This window comes from Streptomyces sp. BBFR2 (genome assembly GCF_044497305.1).
In the GTDB taxonomy this organism is placed as follows: Bacteria; Actinomycetota; Actinomycetes; order Streptomycetales; family Streptomycetaceae; genus Streptomyces.
Map to the genome: position 1 here is coordinate 4,915,101 of NZ_CP172415.1, position 19,192 is coordinate 4,934,292.

The 19,192-nt window shown below is 72.7% G+C and carries 16 protein-coding genes and 1 pseudogene; 9 read left to right on the plus strand and 8 right to left on the minus strand.

The window, feature by feature from the left end:
* The first annotated feature begins 428 nt into the window (after window positions 1–428).
* The 5 genes and pseudogenes from ACGH2B_RS19975 to ACGH2B_RS19995 all read left to right on the plus strand — a co-directional run bounded on the left by ACGH2B_RS19975 (window position 429) and on the right by ACGH2B_RS19995 (window position 7,786).
* Window positions 429–863: an organic hydroperoxide resistance protein gene (locus tag ACGH2B_RS19975; RefSeq protein WP_399091388.1), complete on the plus strand. Its 435-nt coding sequence runs from the start codon at window positions 429–431 to the stop codon at window positions 861–863.
* A 745-nt stretch (window positions 864–1,608) separates the two neighbouring features.
* Window positions 1,609–2,643, plus strand: coding sequence for a LacI family DNA-binding transcriptional regulator (locus ACGH2B_RS19980; RefSeq protein WP_399091391.1), 1,035 nt, complete (start codon window positions 1,609–1,611; stop codon window positions 2,641–2,643).
* 312 nt (window positions 2,644–2,955) lie between these two features.
* On the plus strand, window positions 2,956–4,689 hold the full coding sequence (locus ACGH2B_RS19985; RefSeq protein ID WP_399091394.1) for a sugar ABC transporter ATP-binding protein: 1,734 nt from the start codon (window positions 2,956–2,958) through the stop codon (window positions 4,687–4,689).
* Window positions 4,682–6,702: pseudogene (locus ACGH2B_RS19990) on the plus strand (substrate-binding domain-containing protein). Before ACGH2B_RS19985 ends, ACGH2B_RS19990 begins: the two are co-directional and overlap by 8 nt.
* A gap of 175 nt (window positions 6,703–6,877) precedes the next feature.
* On the plus strand, window positions 6,878–7,786 hold the full coding sequence (locus tag ACGH2B_RS19995; RefSeq protein ID WP_399091397.1) for a ribokinase: 909 nt from the start codon (window positions 6,878–6,880) through the stop codon (window positions 7,784–7,786).
* A gap of 132 nt (window positions 7,787–7,918) precedes the next feature.
* Here ACGH2B_RS19995 and ACGH2B_RS20000 read toward each other — a convergent pair whose 3' ends face one another.
* Window positions 7,919–8,041 carry a hypothetical protein gene (locus ACGH2B_RS20000; protein WP_399091400.1) on the minus strand — a complete coding sequence of 41 codons (123 nt, stop codon included), beginning with the start codon at window positions 8,039–8,041 and terminating at the stop codon, window positions 7,919–7,921.
* Window positions 8,042–8,186: 145 nt separating this feature from the next.
* A complete protein-coding gene (locus ACGH2B_RS20005; RefSeq protein ID WP_399091403.1) occupies window positions 8,187–9,131 on the minus strand; it encodes an SGNH/GDSL hydrolase family protein in 945 nt (314 codons plus the stop codon).
* Between the two features lie 387 nt (window positions 9,132–9,518).
* Between ACGH2B_RS20005 and ACGH2B_RS20010 the strand changes: the two genes are divergently transcribed.
* Both ACGH2B_RS20010 and ACGH2B_RS20015 read left to right on the plus strand, forming a co-directional pair.
* The gene (locus ACGH2B_RS20010) at window positions 9,519–10,013 is read left to right on the plus strand and encodes a DUF3145 domain-containing protein (protein WP_399091406.1); all 495 of its coding nucleotides are present in this window, start codon (window positions 9,519–9,521) and stop codon (window positions 10,011–10,013) included.
* A gap of 46 nt (window positions 10,014–10,059) precedes the next feature.
* On the plus strand, window positions 10,060–10,935 hold the full coding sequence (locus ACGH2B_RS20015; RefSeq protein WP_399091409.1) for an NAD(P)-dependent oxidoreductase: 876 nt from the start codon (window positions 10,060–10,062) through the stop codon (window positions 10,933–10,935).
* A gap of 70 nt (window positions 10,936–11,005) precedes the next feature.
* Here ACGH2B_RS20015 and ACGH2B_RS20020 read toward each other — a convergent pair whose 3' ends face one another.
* The 5 genes from ACGH2B_RS20020 to ACGH2B_RS20040 all read right to left on the minus strand — a co-directional run bounded on the left by ACGH2B_RS20020 (window position 11,006) and on the right by ACGH2B_RS20040 (window position 15,980).
* Window positions 11,006–12,271, minus strand: a complete 1,266-nt coding sequence (locus tag ACGH2B_RS20020) for a beta-ketoacyl-[acyl-carrier-protein] synthase family protein (RefSeq protein WP_399091412.1) — start codon at window positions 12,269–12,271, stop codon at window positions 11,006–11,008.
* Window positions 12,272–12,344: 73 nt separating this feature from the next.
* On the minus strand, window positions 12,345–12,593 hold the full coding sequence (locus ACGH2B_RS20025; protein ID WP_033268693.1) for an acyl carrier protein: 249 nt from the start codon (window positions 12,591–12,593) through the stop codon (window positions 12,345–12,347).
* Window positions 12,594–12,688: 95 nt separating this feature from the next.
* Window positions 12,689–13,735, minus strand: a complete 1,047-nt coding sequence (locus tag ACGH2B_RS20030; RefSeq protein WP_399091416.1) for a ketoacyl-ACP synthase III — start codon at window positions 13,733–13,735, stop codon at window positions 12,689–12,691.
* Window positions 13,735–14,706, minus strand: a complete 972-nt coding sequence (locus ACGH2B_RS20035; RefSeq protein ID WP_399097155.1) for an ACP S-malonyltransferase — start codon at window positions 14,704–14,706, stop codon at window positions 13,735–13,737. The genes ACGH2B_RS20030 and ACGH2B_RS20035 overlap by 1 nt, the downstream gene beginning before the upstream one ends.
* Window positions 14,707–14,795: 89 nt before the next feature.
* On the minus strand, window positions 14,796–15,980 hold the full coding sequence (locus tag ACGH2B_RS20040; RefSeq protein ID WP_399091419.1) for a PucR family transcriptional regulator: 1,185 nt from the start codon (window positions 15,978–15,980) through the stop codon (window positions 14,796–14,798).
* A 57-nt stretch (window positions 15,981–16,037) separates the two neighbouring features.
* On the opposite strand from ACGH2B_RS20040, the gene ACGH2B_RS20045 reads away from it, so the two are divergent.
* Window positions 16,038–16,709: a pirin family protein gene (locus ACGH2B_RS20045; protein ID WP_399091422.1), complete on the plus strand. Its 672-nt coding sequence runs from the start codon at window positions 16,038–16,040 to the stop codon at window positions 16,707–16,709.
* Between the two features lie 548 nt (window positions 16,710–17,257).
* On the opposite strand, the gene ACGH2B_RS20050 is transcribed toward ACGH2B_RS20045, so the two are convergent.
* Window positions 17,258–18,085: a serine hydrolase domain-containing protein gene (locus tag ACGH2B_RS20050; protein WP_399091425.1), complete on the minus strand. Its 828-nt coding sequence runs from the start codon at window positions 18,083–18,085 to the stop codon at window positions 17,258–17,260.
* Between the two features lie 655 nt (window positions 18,086–18,740).
* On the opposite strand from ACGH2B_RS20050, the gene ACGH2B_RS20055 reads away from it, so the two are divergent.
* Window positions 18,741–19,190: a MerR family transcriptional regulator gene (locus tag ACGH2B_RS20055; protein ID WP_399097158.1), complete on the plus strand. Its 450-nt coding sequence runs from the start codon at window positions 18,741–18,743 to the stop codon at window positions 19,188–19,190.
* The last annotated feature ends 2 nt before the right edge of the window (window positions 19,191–19,192 follow it).

Here is a 19,192-nt window from a genome sequence, read left to right on the forward strand (position 1 = left end):
GTTTCCGGCTTCCGGCGTGCGGGCTGCCGGGGGCGTGCGGCGCCGAAGGGTGTGCGTACGGCTCCGGCGGAGGCGGTCCGGGGTCCGGCGTTGGTGAATCGCGGCGGAACCCGGTGGGTCGGGAGGCGGCAAGCTCGCCAGCTCCTGAGCGGTTTCGCCGGGTGATCCGGGGGTGGGCCTCGCTGCACGAGAGGCCCGTTGCCGTTCGGCGCCTCAGGGTGGACGGTCTGACGTCGGTCGGTATCGCCAGGTGGATGATCCGTCCTCGGCCGGTGCCGCTGAGTGAGCGGTCCGCCGACGGCCGGTGTGGTTGCCCGGCCCCCCGGTTTTACCTGCTCGCCGCGCCATGCGTACGGGTGGGCCGTTAGGCTCGGGGCAAGCCGTCGCGATCGTGGGCGCGAGTCGCGGCGAACCACAGGAGGATTCACATGTCCATCCAGCCGGTCGACGTCGTCTACACCGCTGTCGCCACCGCCGAGAACGGCCGCGACGGCCGCGTCTCCAGCGACGACGGCAAGCTCGACGTCATCGTCAACCCGCCCAAGGAGCAGGGCGGCAGCGGCGCGGGAACCAACCCGGAGCAACTGTTCGCCGCGGGCTACAGCGCCTGCTTCCAGGGCGCGCTCAGCGTCGTCGCCCGTCAGGAGAAGGCCGACGTCTCGGGCTCCCGCGTCACCGCCCATGTCGGCATCGGCAAGACCCCGGCGGGCGGTTTCGGCCTTAAGGTCGAGATCTCCGCGTCGATCCCCAACGTCGACGCCGCCACCGCCAAGGACCTCATCGAGAAGGCCCACCAGGTGTGCCCGTACTCGAACGCCACCCGCGGCAACATCGAGGTCACCCTCACCGTCGCCGACGCCTGACCCGGGAGGCCGCCTCGGCGACGCGCCCCGAAAGTGTCGGTACCCGTCGCACGGCAGCCCCGCGCGGGCCCCGGCCCGTGACCCGTTGGCGTCGTAAGGCGCCAGGACAGCAGCTCGAAGGCCGCTTCCCTTGGGAGGCGGCCTTCGGGTTTGCCGGGAAAGGCGGCAGGGTTATGTGATGCAGCGTCAGTTGGGGTTTCCTCCGGGCGCTTTCGTGGCTCCTTGAGTGTCGCGCCCCCGTCCGACCGGGCGTCGGGAGAGCGCGTCACCGCTGGGCCACCGGCCCGCCCCCTCCGCACAGCAACTCGCCTGCTTCCGTTGGCCGTTGACCTGTCCGCGCGCCTCCGCCCGCTCCTGCTCTTCCGTCGACCCACCCTCGGCTGATCCGCCCTTGTATCGACCGGCTCGGCCCTCTCCCGAAGCCCGCCCGCACTCGTACGCCTGCCGGCCTGCGCCTCCGCTCGCCAACTCGCCGGCATGACAACGGCATCCGCTCGGCGGCTCGGCGGCTCGCCGGCTCACCGCCGCCCCGTGCCCGCCGCGTACCGGCCGCAGACCGCACCGGGCCACCCTCCGCCCGGCGCCGCAGGCCCGCCCGAGCCGTCGCCCCGCCGGGCTCGCCCCCGGCCCCGGCGTGACGCAGGCCACGCAGCGCTCGTCTTGACGCCACCCCCGTGTAATCGATTTCGTATCCCCCGAGAAATCGATTACACGTCGATCGCACGCAGAGGATGGCAACGGCGCCATGGCGAACATCAAGGACGTGGCGGAGCGAGCAGGGGTCTCGGTCGCCACCGTGTCACGGGTGCTCAACGGGCACAGTCCGGTGGCCGAGACGCGGGAGCGGGTGCTCGCCGCCGTGCGGGAGCTGGGATATCGCCCCAACAACGTCGCGCGGGCGCTGCGTACCGCGCGGACCGGCACGCTCGGGCTGATCATCGGCGATCTCACCAATCCGTTCTTCACCGAGCTGGCCGACGCCGTCGAGGACGAGGCCCGCAGCCTCGGCTACAGCCTGATCATCGGCAACGCGGGCGAGCGCCCCGACCAGCAGGACGACCACATCCGCACACTCCTCGACCGGCAGATCGACGGGCTGCTGGTCAGCTCGGCGGGGACCGGCTCCCCGATGCTGGGCGAGGTCGTCGCCTCCGGTACGCCGCTGGTGCTGCTGGACCGGATCGTGCCCGACGTCGACGCCCCGTGCGTACGCGCCGACGGGCGGGAGGCCCTCACCGACCTCGCCGCGCACCTCGCCGCCCTCGGGCGCCGCCGTCCCGCGATCATCGTGGCGCCGGCCGGTACCCCCACCGGCGACGAACGGCTGCGGCTCTTCCGCACGGCGCTCGCGGCACACGGCATCGCACTCCCCGACGTGTGCGTGGGGAGCACCCCGGACCTCCAGCACACCGGTGGCCGTGCCGTGATGCGCGCCTTCCTCGATCTTCCCGAGCCGCCGGACGCGGTGCTGGCCACCGACAACCTCATGGCGCTCGGCGCGATGGACGAACTGCGCGCCCGGGGGCTGCGCATCCCCGAGGACATGGCGCTGGTGGTCTACGACGAGGTCCCGTGGTTCCGCCACGCCGACCCGCCGCTGACCGTCATCGCCCAGCCCACCCGGGAACTCGGCCGGGCCGCTGTCCACACCCTGCTGGCGCGGATCGAGGGCCGCGACGCCGGGTCGGTCCTGCTCCCGGCGAAGCTGGTGGCCCGCGGCTCCTGCGGCGAACCGGCCGGGGGGCCGGTGCCCGTACCCAGAGCGGCCGACGCCGGATGAGCCGGCCGCGCTGAGACCACCAGGGCCGTCCGTTCCGGTGGCTGCCGGTCCGGCAGAGGTCCGGTACGTACCCCTCGAACCGCCCCAACTCGTCGCGTCCCCGGGCTCGTTCCGGGAACACGTCGAGGAGAGGCCGAGGAGAAGCCCGAAGCTGCCACCCGGGAGAGCGGCCCCGAACGGCCCCCGCGCCCGGCCACCCGGGCACACCGCCGGGGCCTCGCTCCCGGGCGCACCACCCGTCCACCCGTGCCCCACCGGCACCACCCGAGCACGGGAAACCCGAGCACCACACCGAGGAAGAGAGGGCAGCGCATGACCGGCGTCAAAGACGACGTACCGGGCGGCCGCGAACTGCTGCGCGTGGAGGGGGTGACGAAGTCGTTCCCCGGCGTGCGCGCATTGGACGGGGTGGATCTGAGCCTGCGCTCCGGCGAGGTGCACGTCCTGCTCGGCGAGAACGGCGCGGGCAAGAGCACCCTCATCAAGATGCTCTCCGGCGCCCACCGCCCCGACCAGGGACGCATCCTCGCCGCCGGAGGCGCGGACAGCAGCGCCGACGGACTCCGCGAGGTGCACATCCGCTCCGCCCAGGACGCGGAACGGCTCGGGATCGCCACCATCTACCAGGAGTTCAACCTCGTCCCCGGGCTGACCGTGGCGGAGAACATCTTCCTGGGGCGGCAGCCGCGCACCGCCCTCGGACTCGTCGACAAGAAGACGATGCGAGCACGCGCCGCCGAACTGCTGCGCCGGGTCCGCCTCGATGTCTCCCCGTCCACCCCGGTGGCCGAACTGGGCATCGCCCGGCTCCAGATGGTGGAGATCGCCAAGGCGCTCAGCCTCGACGCCCGCGTCCTGATCATGGACGAGCCGACCGCGGTCCTCACCTCCGAGGAGGTCGACACCCTCTTCGGCATCGTCCGGGAGCTGCGCGCCGACGGTGTGGGCGTCATCTTCATCACCCACCACCTGGAGGAGATCGGCGCTCTCGGCGACCGCGTCACCGTCCTGCGTGACGGCCGCTCGGTCGCCGAGGTCCCGGCCACCACCGACGAGGACGAACTGATCCGGCTGATGGTCGGCCGCGACATCTCCGAGCAGTACCCGCGCCTGCGGCCGGAGTCGCCGGGCGCGCCGCTGCTGCGCGTACGCGGCCTGACCAGGCACGGAGCACGCACCAGCAAGGGCGTGGCGCCCCGTCCCGTCTTCGAGGGCATCGACTTCGACGTCCGGGCGGGTGAGGTGGTCGGCCTCGCCGGACTCGTCGGCGCGGGCCGCACCGAGGTGGCGCGGGCGCTCTTCGGCGTGGACCGCTACGACGCCGGGACCGTCGAGGTGGACGGCGAGGAGCTGACGCCCGGTGACGTACGGACGGCGATGCGCGCCGGACTCGGCCTCGTACCGGAGGACCGCAAGGGCCAGGGGCTGGTCCTGGACGCGTCGTTGCAGGACAACCTGGTGCTGGCCCGGCTGGACCGGGACACCCGCGGCGGGCTGGTCGACCGGCGCGGGCAGCGGCGTGAGGCGGCCGCGGTCGCGGCGCAGTTGAAGGTCCGGATGAGCGGGCTGGGCCAGAGCGCCCGCACCCTCTCCGGCGGCAACCAGCAGAAGATCGTCATCGGCAAATGGCTGCTCACCCGGACCCGGCTGCTGATCCTCGACGAGCCGACGCGCGGAATCGACGTCAGCGCCAAGGTCGAGATCTACCAACTGATCAACGAGCTGACCGCGGCCGGCTGCGCGGTCCTGATGATCTCCAGTGACCTCCCCGAGGTGCTCGGCATGAGCGATCGGGTGCTGGTCATGGCGCAGGGCCGCATCGCCGGTGAACTCCCGGCCGGAGCGGCCACCCAGGACGCGGTCATGGAACTGGCCGTCCAGGGCCCGGCCACCGGGAACCGGCCCCCTGCCGGGACGGCGGAGGCGGCCGACGGCCTCACCGACACGGCCACCGAGGCGCCCGCAGCGGCCCCCGGAGCCTCCGCCACCTCGCAGAACCCCATGAAATCCCCTGGTCAGAGCGCGATGGAGGGCTCCGATGACTGAGTTGCTGAAGACGCCGGAGAAAACCCCTCCGGCCCCGGAGACGGGCCGCGGCGCCGCGTTCGGCGAATGGTTCACCCGGGCGATCCTGAAGAACGGCCCGCTGGGCGGTCTGATCGCGCTCGTCGTGGTGATGGCCGCGCTGTCCAAGGACTTCCTCAACGGCCAGAACCTCCTCAACGTCGGCGTCCAGGCGTCCGTCACCGCGATCCTCGCCTTCGGCGTCACCTTCGTCATCGTCTCCGCGGGCATCGACCTGTCCGTCGGCTCCGTCGCCGCGCTGTCCGCCACCGTCGTCGCCTGGGCGGCGACCAGCGAGGGACTGCCGGTGTGGTGCGCGGTCCTCCTCGGGCTGGCGGTCGGGGTGGCCGCGGGTCTGGTCTCCGGCGCGCTCGTGGCGTACGGCAGGCTGCCCGCGTTCATCGCGACGCTGGCGATGCTGTCGGTCGGCCGTGGTCTGGCGCTGGTCGTCTCCGGCGGTACGCCCATTCCGTTCCCCTCCTCGGTCAGTGCGCTCGGTGACACCCTCGGTGGCTGGCTGCCGGTCCCCGTCCTCGTGATGATCGCGATGGGGGTGATCGCCGCGGTGATCCTGGCCCGTACGTACACGGGCCGGGCGATGTTCGCGATCGGCGGCAACGAGGAGGCGGCCCGCCTCTCCGGCATCCACGTCAAGCGGCGCAAGCTCGTCATCTACGCGCTCTCCGGCCTGTTCGCGGCGGTCGCCGGTATCGTGCTGGCCGCCCGGCTCACCTCCGCGCAGCCGCAGGCGGCGTCCGGGTACGAACTCGACGCCATCGCCGCCGTCGTCATCGGTGGCGCCAGCCTCTCCGGTGGCTCCGGCAAGGCGTCCGGCACCCTCATCGGCGCCCTGATCCTCGCCGTGCTCCGCAACGGCCTCAACCTGCTGAGCGTCTCGGCGTTCTGGCAGCAGGTCGCCACCGGTCTGGTCATCGCCGTCGCCGTCCTCCTGGACACGCTGCGCCGCCGGAGCGCCCGGTGACCGCCCGGAACGCGGCGGCGGGCCGCGACACACGGTCCCGTACGGGACGGACCGGCACGGGACGGGCCCGTACGGCGGGCACCGGTACGGGCCGCCGGTGGGGCGTGCGGTGCGCGGTGGCCGCCGCGGTGGCCGGGCTGACGCTGGGGCTGGCCGGCTGCGACCGCGGTGGCGACACCGATCTGGGGCTGGCGCTCTCCACGCTCAACAACCCGTTCTTCGTCGGCGTCAAGGAGGGTGCGCAGGCGGAGGCGGACGCCCGGGGCCTGCACATCAACATCACCGACGCGCAGAACGACCCCACCCAGCAGATCAACCAGATGGAGACGTTCACCAGCCAGGACGTCCGGGCGGCCATCATCAACCCGGTCGACTCGGACGCGGCGGTGCCGGCGGTCGGCGTCGCCAACCGGGCGGACGTACCGGTCATCTCCATCGACCGCGGGGTCAACGGCGGCAAGGTCGGCTCCACGATCGCCTCCGACAACGTCGCGGGCGGCCGCCTCGCCGCGAAGACGCTCGCCGAATCGCTGGGCGGCAAGGGCAAGGTGGCGTTCCTGGAGGGCCAGCCCGGGACGTCCGCGGCCCGCGAGCGCGGCCAGGGCTTCGAGGAAGGCATCAAGAAGTACCCCGGCATCCAGGTCGTGGCCCGCCAGCCCGCCGACTTCGACCGGACCAAGGGCATGGACGTGATGGCGAACATGCTCCAGGCCCATCGCGATATCGGCGGGGTCTTCGCCGCCAACGACGAGATGGCGCTCGGCGCGTCCAAGGCGCTCGGGGCGCGCTCCGGCAAGGACGTCAAGGTCGTCGCGTTCGACGGCACCCCCGACGGCGTGACGGCCGTGCGCAAGGGCACGCTGACCGCGACCGTCGCCCAGCAGCCCCGACTGCTCGGCAAGAAGGCGGTGGACTGGGCGCTGAAGGCCGCCCGCGGTGAGAAGCTGCCCGCCTCGGTCAAGGTGCCGGTCGTCCTGGTGACGTCCCGGAACGCGGCGTCGTTCGACGGCTGAGCGGACCGTGGCCCGCACCGCCTCCGCCACCACCCGGACGGTACGGGCCACGGACGCCCGCCGTCCGGCCAACCGCCACCGGGCCACGCGGCAGCCGCGCCGGGCATGGCGGACAAGATTTTCGGTACGGACACGAGAGAGCGGAGCGGTGAAGGTGAATAAGGGAGAGGGGCGCGTGTACGACGTCCTCGTGGTCGGCTCGGCCAACGCGGATCTGACGGTCCGGGTGGACCGGCGGCCGGGCGCGGGGGAGACCGTACTCGGCTCCGACCTGGTGGAATCGGCCGGTGGCAAGGGCGCCAACCAGGCCGCGGCGGCGGCCCGGATCGGCGGGCGGACCGCTCTGCTGGCCCGGGTCGGCGAGGACGCGTACGGCGATCTGCTGCTCGCCGCGCAGCGTGAGGCGGGGACGGACGTGACGCCGGTCGTCGTCGACGCGGCGGCCCGCACCGGCACCGCGATGATCATCGTCGGCCCGGACGGCGACAACAGCATCGTCGTCTCGCCCGGCGCCAACGCCGCCCTCACTCCGCGGGATGTCGCCGCTGCCCGGCGGACCGTCGCCGCTGCCACCGTTCTCTCCCTTCAGTTGGAAATTCCGATCGAGACCGTGCGGGCGGCCGCCGCGACCGCCGAGGAGTGCGGGACCCGTGTCGTCCTCAACCCGTCGCCGGTGCCGGAGCGGCTGGCGCCCGAACTCCTCGCGGTGGCCGACCCGTTGGTGGTCAACGAGCACGAGGCCCGGCGGCTCTCCGGCGCCGCCGACGGCACCCCGCTGGACTGGGCGCACGCCCTGCGTGACCTGGGCGCCCGCTCCGTCGTCGTCACCCTCGGCGGTGACGGCGCACTGCTCCTGGACGCGGCGGGCCCGCACGAGGTGCCCGGTGTCAGGGTCGACGCGGTCGACACGACGGGCGCCGGCGACGCCTTCACCGGCGCCCTCGCCACCCGCCTGGCCCGCGGCGACACCCTGTCCGACGCCGCCCGCTTCGCCGTACGCGTCGGCGCCGCCGCCGTCACCGGGCCCGGCGCCCAGCCGTCCTACCCGACCCTCGCGGACCTGGACGCCTTGCCGCGCGACTGACCTGCGGACGGGGCGAGCGGGGCGGGCGGCCGGCTCAGGAGCCTCGGTGCCTGAGTCCGGGCGTCGTGGCCCGGCGCGGCCCGCCGCTTCCGCGGGGTTCCGCCGGGCTCGCCGTGCCAGTCGCCGCCGCCGTCAGCTCTCCCGGCCCGTACAGCGCGGCGCCCGTATCTCCCGCCCGGCAGCGGTCGCGATCCACGCGGCATCGGCCGCGAAGCCATGCCGGCGGAAGGGGAAGGGGTCCGTGGCGATCAACATGACCTCATCATGCGGCCACACAACTCATCCGCGCTGAGCCTGTGGATAACCTCGCCCGGCGGCCGGGCGCCGGCCGCTCACCCCACGACCGAAGCCTGTGCGACCGACCACCTACCGCCCGGCCGCCCCGGAGGAAACCCCGAGGTCAAGCCCCCGGTGACTGATGGGAATCCGCCGGCTCCGCACGCGTGATGGCCCGGAACGCCATCTCCGCCAGCTCCCCCTGGCCACGGACGCCGGGGTGGAACCAGTCCCAGGTGCTCAACTGCCGTTCCGTGAAGCGGTAGTCGAAGACCGCGGGGTCGAAACGGCAGAGGGAGTCCTCGGCGCAGACCTCCGCCAGCGCCTCGTTGTACGCCTTGACGCGGTCGCGCACCTGCTCGCGGCGCTCGGCCGCCCGCTCCGTCAGGTCGTCCGGATCGCGCAGCATGGAGCCGCAGATCCCCAACTGCCACACCTGCTTGCCCAGCGGATTCTTGCGCCCCTCCGACCACAGACGGAGCAGATCGGGCACGGCGGCGACGTACACCTGCGTCCGGGGCAGCGAGGTGCGCAGCTTCTTCATCGCCCGGGTGAAGTCGGCGCGGAAGGCGGCTGCCGGGGTCATCGCCCGCACCTCGCTGCGGCAGGCGTCGTTGGCGCCGATCAGCACCGTCACCAGCTCGGGCCGATGCGCCGCCGCGGCGCCGACCTGGTCCGGCAGATCGCTCATCAGCGCGCCGGTACGGGCGAGGTTCCAGCTCTGCCCCGCCGGGTGGTCCAGCAGCCGCCGGGCGAGGCTGTCGACCTGGGGGGAGGTACCGGTCGCCCAGGAGACCTCGGGGCAGTCGGACAGCACCGTGCAGGCGTCGAAGCCGACGGTGATGGAATCGCCGAGCGCCGCGATCGACGCCGGGGCGGTGCGCCATACGGGGGCGGGCCTGGCGGACGGTGCGGAAGCCTTCGGGCTCGGCCGTGCCGCCGGTGCGCCGGCGCCGTCCTCGCTGCACGCCGTGGCGGACAGCAGCAGCGCACCGGCGGCGAGGACGGCGCCCACGCGACGCCGCGCGCCCCCGGCACGCCATCGGGTGGGCACACCGACGGACCGCATCCGGAACCGATTCGTACGCCGAGAGGGAAACGGCCGGTCGATCTCTGTCATCGCCTGTCCCCTCCGGCGCGCGGGTGATATCTCTTCGAAGTGCCGACGGTACGTCACCCCTGGAACGGGGCCGCGGGACAGCCCCGTTCCGGATCGGCCGCGCCATGGCCCGAACGGGTACGCGCAGTCGGCGCAAACCTCTGGCAACCCGTCATTTCCTGTCCTTTTTATGACAGATTGCCGCATATTGAGTCCAATGGTGTTTACTGTAGGTCACCTGGCACGCCGGTACCGAAACGCTCACCGGAGCGGACCGACGGCGCTCGCCCCGGCCGCCCACGGGGCGGGTACGAGGCCGCCGGGGAAGGCGAACCTCGAACCGCACTGGAGGTCCCGGTGACGACCCGTGGAGTTCTGTACGTCCACTCCGCACCGCGCGCGCTCTGCCCCCACGTCGAATGGGCCGTCGCGGGCGTCCTCGGCGTACGCGTCACCCTGGACTGGATCGCCCAGCCCGCCGCCCCCGGCACCTGGAGAGCCGAATTCTCCTGGCAGGGCTCCGTGGGCACCGCCTCCAAGCTCACCTCCGCGCTGCGCGGCTGGCACCTGCTGCGCTTCGAGGTGACCTCCGAGCCCTGTGCCACGGCGGAGGGCGAGCGCTACAGCTCCACCCCTGACCTGGGCATCTTCCACGCGGTCACCGGAATCCACGGCGACATCCTCATCCCCGAGGACCGGCTGCGCGCCGCCGTCGTCCGCGCCGAGGGCGGTGAGAGCGACCTCGCCGCCGAGGTCTCCCGCCTCCTCGGCAAACCCTGGGACGACGAACTGGAGCCCTTCCGGCACGCCGGGGAGGGCGCCCCCGTCCGCTGGCTGCACCAGGTCGTCTGAGACCACACCTTCCCCTGGAGCGCACTTCAGCCTCTAACGTGCGGGCATGGCTGATCACATCTCGGTGGCGGTGCTCGGCACCGGCATCATGGGCACGGCGATGGCCCGCAACCTCGCCCGTGCCGGATACGACGTCCGCGCCTGGAACCGCACCCGCGCCCGGGCCGAACCCCTCACCGCCGACGGCATCCGCGTCACCGGCACCGCGGCCGAGGCCGTCGACGGCGCCGACACCGTCCTCACCATGCTCCTCGACGGCCCCGCCGTCCTCGACGCGATGTCGGCGGCGGCCCCGCACCTGGCCCCCGGCACCCTCTGGCTCCAGATGAGCACCGTCGGCATCGAAGGCATCGCCCCGCTTGCCGCGTTCGCCGCCGCCCACGGCCTGAGCTACGTCGACGCGCCCGTCCTCGGCACCAAGGCCCCCGCCGAACAGGGCGAACTGACCGTCCTGGCCGCCGGACCGGCCGAGGTACGGGAGCGGGCCGCCGCCGTCCTCGACGTCATCGGGCGCACCACCCGCTGGGTCGGCGACGACGGCGCGGACGGCCACGCCAGCCGCCTCAAGCTCGTCCTCAACAGTTGGGTGCTCACCGTCATCAACGGCGCCGGCGAGGCCATCGCACTCGCCGAAGGACTCGGCGTCGACCCGCGCGACTTCCTCGCCGCGGTCGGCGGCGGCCCGCTGGACCTGCCGTATCTGCAGCTCAAGGGCGAGGCGATCCTCTCCGGGGACCTGCGGCCCAGCTTCACCGTCTCCGCCGCCCGTAAGGACGCCCGGCTGATCAAGGAGGCCGCCGCGGCCGCCGGCGTCCGTATGGACCTCGCCGAGGCCGCCGCCGAACGGCTGCGCCGCGCGGAGGAGCTGGGCCACGGCGGGGAGGACGGCGCGGCGGCCTATCACGCCTCCTTCGGCACCTGACCCCGCGGCGCAGCGCGAAGGCCCGCCCGGTCGTGGTGACCGGGCGGGCCTTCGTACGTCAGCGGTGGGTTCAGACGGTACGGAACGCCAGCACGACGTTGTGGCCGCCGAAGCCGAACGAGTCGTTCAGCGCGGCGATGCGGCCCTCGGCGGGCAGCTTGCGGGCCTCGCCGCGGATGATGTCCACATCGACCTCGGGGTCGAGATTGTCGATGTTGATCGTCGGCGGTGCCGTCCGGTGGTACACCGCCAGGATCGACGCGACGGACTCGATGCCGCCGGCGCCACCCAGCAGGTGACCGGTCATCGACTTCGTGGCGGCGATGGCGATGTGGTCGGTGTCGTCACCGAAGACCTTGCGCAGCGCCTTCAGTTCGGCGAGGTCACCCTGGGGCGTCGACGTCGCGTGCGCGTTGACGTGCACGATCTCGGACGGCTTCAGGTCGCTGTTGTCGAGGAGGTGCCGCAGCGCCTGCGCGATGCCGTTGCCGGACGGCTCGGGCTGCACGATGTCGTGGCTGTCGGCGGAGATGCCCTGGCCGACGGCCTCGGCGTAGACCCGCGCACCGCGCTTGGCGGCGTGCTCCGCGGACTCCAGGACGATGACGCCGGCGCCCTCACCCATGACGAAGCCGTTGCGCGCGGTGTCGAAGGGCCGCGAGGCGCCCTGCGGGTCGTCGTTCGACTTCGACATCGCCATCATGTTGCCGAACGCGACCATCGGCAGCGGGTGGATCGCCGCCTCCGTGCCGCCCGCGACGACGATGTCCGCACGGCCGGTACGGATCATCTCGATGCCGTAGCCGATCGCCTCGGAACCGGACGCGCAGGCGCTGACCGGGGTGTGCACACCCGCGCGGGCGTTCACGGCCAGACCGACGTTGGCGGACGGGCCGTTGGGCATCAGCATCGGCACGGTGTGCGGGGAGACGCGGCGTACGCCCTTCTCCTTCAGCACGTCGTACTGGTCGAGCAGGGTCGTCACGCCGCCGATGCCGGAGGCGATGACGGTGCCGAGCCGGTCGGGGTCGACGGAGGCGTCCTCGCCCGCCTTGGCGGTGAAACCGGCGTCGGCCCATGCCTCCCGGGCCGCGATCAGCGCGAACTGCGCCGAGCGGTCCAGCTTGCGGGCCTGCGGCTTGGGGAGGACCTCACCGGGGTCGACCGCCGCACGGGCGGCGATACGGACCGGGAGGTCGGTGGCCCAGTCTTCTTCCAGGACACGCACACCGGACCGGCCGGCGAGCAGCGCCTCCCAGGTCGAAGCGCTGTCGCCACCCAGCGGTGTGGTTGCGCCGATACCGGTGACGACCACGGTGCGATTGGTCGCGTTCACGGGAATTCTTACTCCACGGGTAGGGGTCTGAATACGGCGCCACCGCGGGGTGGCGACATGCGCAGGAGCTGGATCAGCTCTGGTGCTTGAGGATGTAATCGGTCGCGTCGCCGACGGTCTTGAGGTTCTTGACGTCGTCGTCGGGGATCTTCACGTCGAAGCGCTCCTCAGCGGCGACGACGACCTCGACCATGGACAGCGAGTCGACGTCCAGGTCGTCGGTGAAGGACTTGTCCACCTTGACGTCCTCGGTGGGGATCCCGGCGATCTCGTTCACGATCTCGGCGAGACCGGCGACGATCTCTTCCTGAGTGGCGGCCATGATGGCGCTCCTTGGTGCTCTAGTGATAACTGACGGGTGAAGCTGGGCACAGCGGCCGGCACATCGGGGGACGGACGGCGCTGCGTAGATCTTGCCTAGGGGAGGGTAACGACCGTAGCCGCGTAAACGAGACCCGCCCCGAAGCCGATGACCAGCGCGGTGTCACCGCTCTTGGCCTGCCCGGTCGCCAACAGCCGCTCCATGGCGAGCGGGATGGAGGCGGCGGAGGTGTTGCCGGTGGTCTCCACGTCACGGGCGACCGTGACGTTCTCCGGCAGCTTCAGCGTCTTCACCATCGAGTCGATGATCCGCATATTCGCCTGGTGCGGAATGAAGACATCCAGGTCGCTCGGGCTGACTCCGGCCGCGTCCAGCGCCTGCTGGGCCACCTTCGCCATCTCGAACACCGCCCACCGGAAGACCGCCTGGCCCTCCTGCGTGATGGCGGGGTAGCGGATCGCCTCAGGGGCCGTCCGCTCCTCGGGGCCGTCGCCGCCGGGTACCGGCGTCGTGCGGTACGCGTCCCACGGGATGGTCTGCTTGATCGTTTCGGCTTTGTCGCCCTCGGAACCCCAGATGGTCGGGCCGATCGCGGGCTCCTTGGCGGGGCCGACGATGACCGCGCCCGCGCCGTCACCGAACAGGAAGGCCGTCGCGCGGTCCTCCAGATCGGTGAGGTCCGACAGTCGCTCCACGCCGATGACCAGCACGTACTCGGCGGAGCCGTCGGTGACCATGCCCTTGGCGAGGGTCAGGCCGTAGCCGAAGCCCGCGCAGCCGGCCGAGATGTCGAAGGCCGCCGGACGGCCCGCGCCGATGAGGTGCGCGATCTCCGTGGCGATGGCCGGGGTCTGCTTGAAGTGCGACACGGTGGAGACGACCACCGCGCCGATCTGCTCCGGCGCGATGCCCGCGTCGGCGATGGCCTTCCCGGCCGCCTCGACGGACATGACGGCGACCGTCTCCTCCGGGCCCGCCCAGTGCCGGGTGGCGATGCCCGAGCGCGAGCGGATCCACTCGTCGGAGGAGTCGATGTGCTTGAGGATCTCCTCGTTGGGCACCACACGGGTCGGGCGGTAGCCGCCGACGCCCATGATCCGCGCGTACGGGGCGCCCTTCGCGGGCTTGATCTTCGAGGTCATCAGCTTCGGTCTCCTTGTTCGGCCGACGGGTCGGCGACCGGAGAGCTGTGCTCGGCGATCAGGGTACGGGCCGCGTCGAGGTCGTCGGGGGTCTTCAGGGCGAGCGTCCGCACACCGGGCAGGGCGCGCTTGGCCAGACCGACCAGTGTGCCGCCCGGCGCCGCCTCGATGAGCGCGGTGACGCCCAGCTCCTTGAACGTCTCCATGCACAGGTCCCAGCGCACCGGGTTGGCCACCTGACCCACCAGGCGCCGCACCAGCTCGTCGCCGCCGGTCACGACCTGACCGTCCTTGTTGGAGACGTAGCGGGTGTGCGGGTCGGCGACGGTCAGCTCACCGACCGCGGACTCCAGCGCCGCCACGGCGGGGGCCATGTGGTGGGTGTGGAACGCGCCGGCCACCTTCAGCGGGACGACCCGCCGGGTGCCCTCCGGCTTGTCCGCGACGAGCGCCGCGATCTGCTCGGCGGTGCCCGCCGCGACGATCTGCCCGGCGCCGTTGACGTTCGCCGGGGTCAGCCCCAGCTTCTCCAGATGCGGGACGACGACGGCCTCCTCGCCGCCGAGCAGCGCCGCCATACCGGTCTCGGTGACGGCGGCGGCCTCAGCCATCGCCAGACCACGCCGGCGGACCAGCGTCATCGCGGAGGCGTCGGACAGTGTGCCGGCCAGCGCGGCGGCCGCCAGCTCACCGACGCTGTGACCGGCCGCGGCGCCGACACGCGCGGCGAAGTCCTCGGGCGTGGCGAACAACTGCCGGGAGGAGATCAGCGCGGACGCCACCAGCAGCGGCTGCGCCACGGCGGTGTCACGGATCTCGTCCGCGTCGGCCTTCGTGCCGTAGTGGATCAGATCCAGGTCGATGGCCGCGGACCACTCACGGAGCCGGTCTTCGACACCGGGGAGGTCGAGCCAGGGGGTCAGGAAGCCGGGCGTCTGAGCGCCTTGGCCAGGAGCGACGAGTACGAGCACCCTCACACTCTCTCTTGTGGGAGGTCCCGCCCGCCCGTGGGGACAGGGACGAAGAACCATCGGGGTAATTGTTGGTGTCCGACAAAAGTCTAGAGCTGCGCTTCTCCGTCAGCCAGGCGCCCCAGGATCAATGCGATACGCAGGGTGAAGGCCGAGCGCACATCGGACGGGGACCATCCGGTGACGTCCGTCACGCGTCGGAGCCGATAGCGCACGGTGTTCGGGTGGACGAACAGCATCCGCGCCGCGCCCTCCAGGCTGCTCGCCTGCTCCAGATAGACGCTCAGTGTCTCCAGGAGCGCGGAGCCCGCCTCCTCCAGCGGCCTGTAGATCTCCTCCACCAGTTGGTCACGCGCCACCGGGTCCGACGCCATCGCGCGCTCCGGCAGCAGATCGTCGGCGAGCACCGGCCGCGGGGCGTCGGGCCAGGCGGCGCAGGCCCGCAGACCGGCGGCGGCCGCCTGTGCGGAGCGGGTCGCGGCCAGCAGGTCGGAGACGACCGGACCGGCCACCACCGGGCCCGCCGCGTACGGCCCGATCAGCGCCTTCGCCGCCTTGAGCGGATTGTCGGAGCCGCCGGCGATCACCACCAGACGGCTGCCCAGGACGCCGGTCAGCACCTGGAGCTTGGCGTGCCGGGCGGCCCGGCGGATCGCCTCCACGGTCAGTTCGCTGTCGCCGTCGGGCGCGGTGCCCAGGACGACGCAGACGTGCTCGGGGGAGTTCCAGCCCAGGGCCGCCGCCCGGGAGACGGCGCCCTCGTCGGCCTCGCCGGAGAGCACCGCGTTGACGACCAGCGACTCCAGCCGGGCGTCCCACGCGCCGCGGGCCTCGGCGGCCTGGGCGTAGACCTGCGCGGTGGCGAAGGCGATCTCGCGGGCGTAGACCAGCAGGGCCTCTCGCAGGACCGATTCGTCACCGGGGGCCGCGACCTCGTCGATCGCCGACTCCATGACCTCGATGGTCGTCCGGACCATCTCCACGGTCTGGCGCAGTGTGATCGCCCGGGTCAGCTCGCGCGGTGCGGTGCCGAAGACGTCGGTGCTGATCGCCTGCGGTGTCTCGGGGTGCCGGAACCACTCGGTGAACGCGGCGATACCGGCCTGCGCCACCAGACCGATCCAGGAGCGGTTCTCCGGTGGCATCGCGCGGTACCACGGCAACTGCGCGTCCATGCGGGCGATGGCTGCCGCGGCGAGTTTGCCGGACGACTGCTCCAGCCTGCGGAGGGTCGCCTGGTGCGGATGAGGGGCGCGCGATGCGGGTTCAGACACGGGACAAGACTGCCTTATCGGGGCGGGCGGGTGGCGCGGCGGGGCTACGGTGACTGCATGATTCAGGTGCGCGCGGGCGCGGAACGCTATCGGGGCGGCGATCCGGAAGCCGGTATCGAGACGCTGCACGCGTTCTCCTTCGGCCCCCATTACGACCCCGGAAATCTGCGGTTCGGCGCACTGATCGCCTGCAACGAGGAGCGGCTCGCGCCGGGCGCCGGTTTCGACGAGCATCCGCACCGCGACACGGAGATCGTCACCTGGGTCGTCGAGGGCGAGCTGACCCACCGCGACTCCACGGGGCACGGGACGACGGTGCGCCCCGGCGACCTGGCCCGGCTGACCGCCGCCGGCGGCGTCCGGCACATCGAACGCAACGACGGCGCCGGACCGCTGCGCTTCGTCCAGATGTGGCTGGCCCCGACGGAGTTCGGGGGCACCCCTTCGTACGACGTGGTGCGCGGCCTCACCGACAACACCCCGTACGCCGTCCCGCGCGCCGGTGCGACGCTGCACCTCCGCCGCCCCGCCCCCGGCGAGAGCGTCGAGCTCCCGACCGCACCACGGGTGTATGTGCAGGTGGTCCGCGGTGAACTGCGTCTCGGCGACGCGGTGTTGCTCCCCGGCGACGCCGCGCGGCTCATCGACGAACACGGCGCACGGCTGCGCGCGGAGACCCCCGCCGAGTGCCTGATCTGGGAGATGGGGGCGGAGCCCGGATACGTGTGAGGGCGGGGGCGGGGGGCGCGGCGGGGGGCGCTTGCCGCGGTGGCGTGTGGCCGGGGCGCTGGGTGCTGTGGCGGAGGGCGCTCGGGCGGCGGTGTTGCGGGCGGGCGGCAGACCGGGGCCCGGCGTCCCGGCCGGTGGTTGAGGGGTTGGGGTTCTGTCGGTGGGGTGCTGGGCCCCGGCCGGGGTTCGGGCGGGCCGGGGTGGCGTTGTGGGTGCTGGGTGCCGGCGCCGGTGCTGCGTGCCGGGGAGCCGTAGCGGTGGGGCGTTCGGGGGCGAGGCGTCGAAGGCCGGTGGTGGTGGAGCGGGGGCCGGGGCCGTGGTGATGTGGTTGGCGGTGTGCCGCGTGCTGGGTGGCCGGAGGCGTGGTGGTGCTTGATGGCGGGCGGCAGGGAGCGGAGCGGTGGGGTGGCCGGTGCCGGGACGTCGAGGGCCGGAGCGGTGGGTCGGGCGGTTCGGTGCCGTGGCAGCGCGGCGGCCGGTGGGCGCCGGGGGTGACGGTGGGCCGGGCGGTGGGCGGCCGGGGCCTGTTCGCGCCCGGCCACCGGGTGTCAGGCGGAGCCGAGTTCGGCCAGGACCGCGTCGGTCAGCGGCGGCCAGGCGTCGATGGCCCAGGGGCCGAAGGCACGGTCGGTGAGCGCGACGCAGGCGGCGCCTGTATCGCCCGCCTCCGGGTCCACCCACAGGAACGTCCCCGACTGTCCGAAGTGCCCGAACGTCCGCGCCGACGACGAAGCGCCGGTCCAGTGCGGCGACTTTCCGTCGCGGATCTCGAACCCCAGCCCCCAGTCGTTCGGCTTCTGGTGGCCGTAACCAGGCAGTACGCCGGTGAGCCCGGGGAAGACCACGGAGGTCGCGGCGGCGACGGTCTCGGGCGCGAGCAGCCGCGGAGCCTGAAGCTCGGCGGCGAAGCGGACCAGGTCGGCGACGGTCGAGACACCGTCCTTGGCGGGGGAGCCGGCCAGCTCCGTCGCGCCCATCCCGAGCGGCTCCAGTACCGCCTCCCGCAGATACTGCGGGAAGGGGATCTCGGTGGCCTCGGCGAGGTGGTCGCCCAGCGCCTCGAAACCGGCGTTGGAGTAGATCCGGCGGGTGCCCGGAGCGGCCATCGTGCGCGGCTCGTCGAAGGCGAGGCCGGAGGTGTGGGCGAGGAGATGGCGCACCGTGGCACCCTCGGGCCCGGCAGGCTCGTCCAGCTCGACCGCGCCCTCCTCGATCGCCACCAGCGCGGCGTACGCCGCCAGCAACTTGGTCACCGAGGCCAGCGGGAAGCGGTGCTCCTGGGGCCCGTACGCTCCGGCCACGCTGCCGTCGGCTCGTACGACGGCGACGGCAGCGGTCGGCACCGGCCAGTTCTCGATCATCCGCAGGCTCTGCATGGGACGAGCCTAAAGGCCGCCCGCCCCGGTCCCGCAGGCCGGTCGGTGCGGGGCGCCCACCAGGCGTGGACGGCTCACCCGGGCTGGAGCGGCCGGCCGGGTGGGCCGGAACGGTCGGGACGGGGACGGCGGGGGTGAGTCCGGGTGGGAGCGCGGCAGGGAAAGAGCGGTTGAGGTCGGCATGGGCGGTCGTGGGCCCGGAGTGGTGGGTGCGGTGGGCGTGGCGCCACCCGACGCCGTACGTGGCGGAGGCGGTGCATCGGCCGTTCCGGGCGGTGGGTGGGAGTACGGGCCGTACCGTGGGGAGCCGGACCGGCGCTCGGAATGCCGGGCAACGGGTGCTGCGCAAGCGGCCGAGCGGCCCCGAACGGTCCGCGCCGGAGGCACCGCCTTCGCCGCCCGCGCCTCGGTGCGGCAGGAGCGGCCATGCCGGGGGCTGGAGCGCAGACACGGCGGGGGCGGTCCGCCCCGCATCGGGCGCTTGCCAAATCCCGGTCAAGATCACGCTTGCTTGGAGTGCACTCCAACTCTTTAGCGTTGGGTGACGTCGACGGGGGCGACAGCCGAACAGGGGAGACACGGCATGACGGTGACGCAGAGCGAGCCCGTGATCGAGGAGACGGTGACGGGCGGCGGGACGGTGTCCGTACAGCGGATGCCCGGCGGCCCGCAGTGGGTGACGCGGGGCTGCGCGCAAGAGGTGCTCCACCCGCGCCCGACCGGCCAGGACCGCTACTCGATCAGCGAGGTGGCGGCACATACCGGGCTCAGCGCCCACACCCTGCGCTGGTACGAACGGATCGGCCTGATGCCGCACGTCGACCGCAGCCACACGGGACAGAGGCGCTTCACCAACCGTGATCTGGACTGGCTGGCGCTGGTCGGCAAGTTGCGGCTGACCGGTATGTCCGTCGCCGACATGGTGCGCTTCGCCGGACTCGTCGAGGGCGGCGACGCGACCTTCGGCGAGCGGGAACGGCTGCTCATCGCCCACCGCGAGGGCGTACGGAACCGCATCGCGGAGTTGCAGGACACGCTCGCCGTGCTTGATTACAAGATCGATGTCTACGCCGATGCCCGACGCCAGGCGTCGGAGAGGAGCTGACC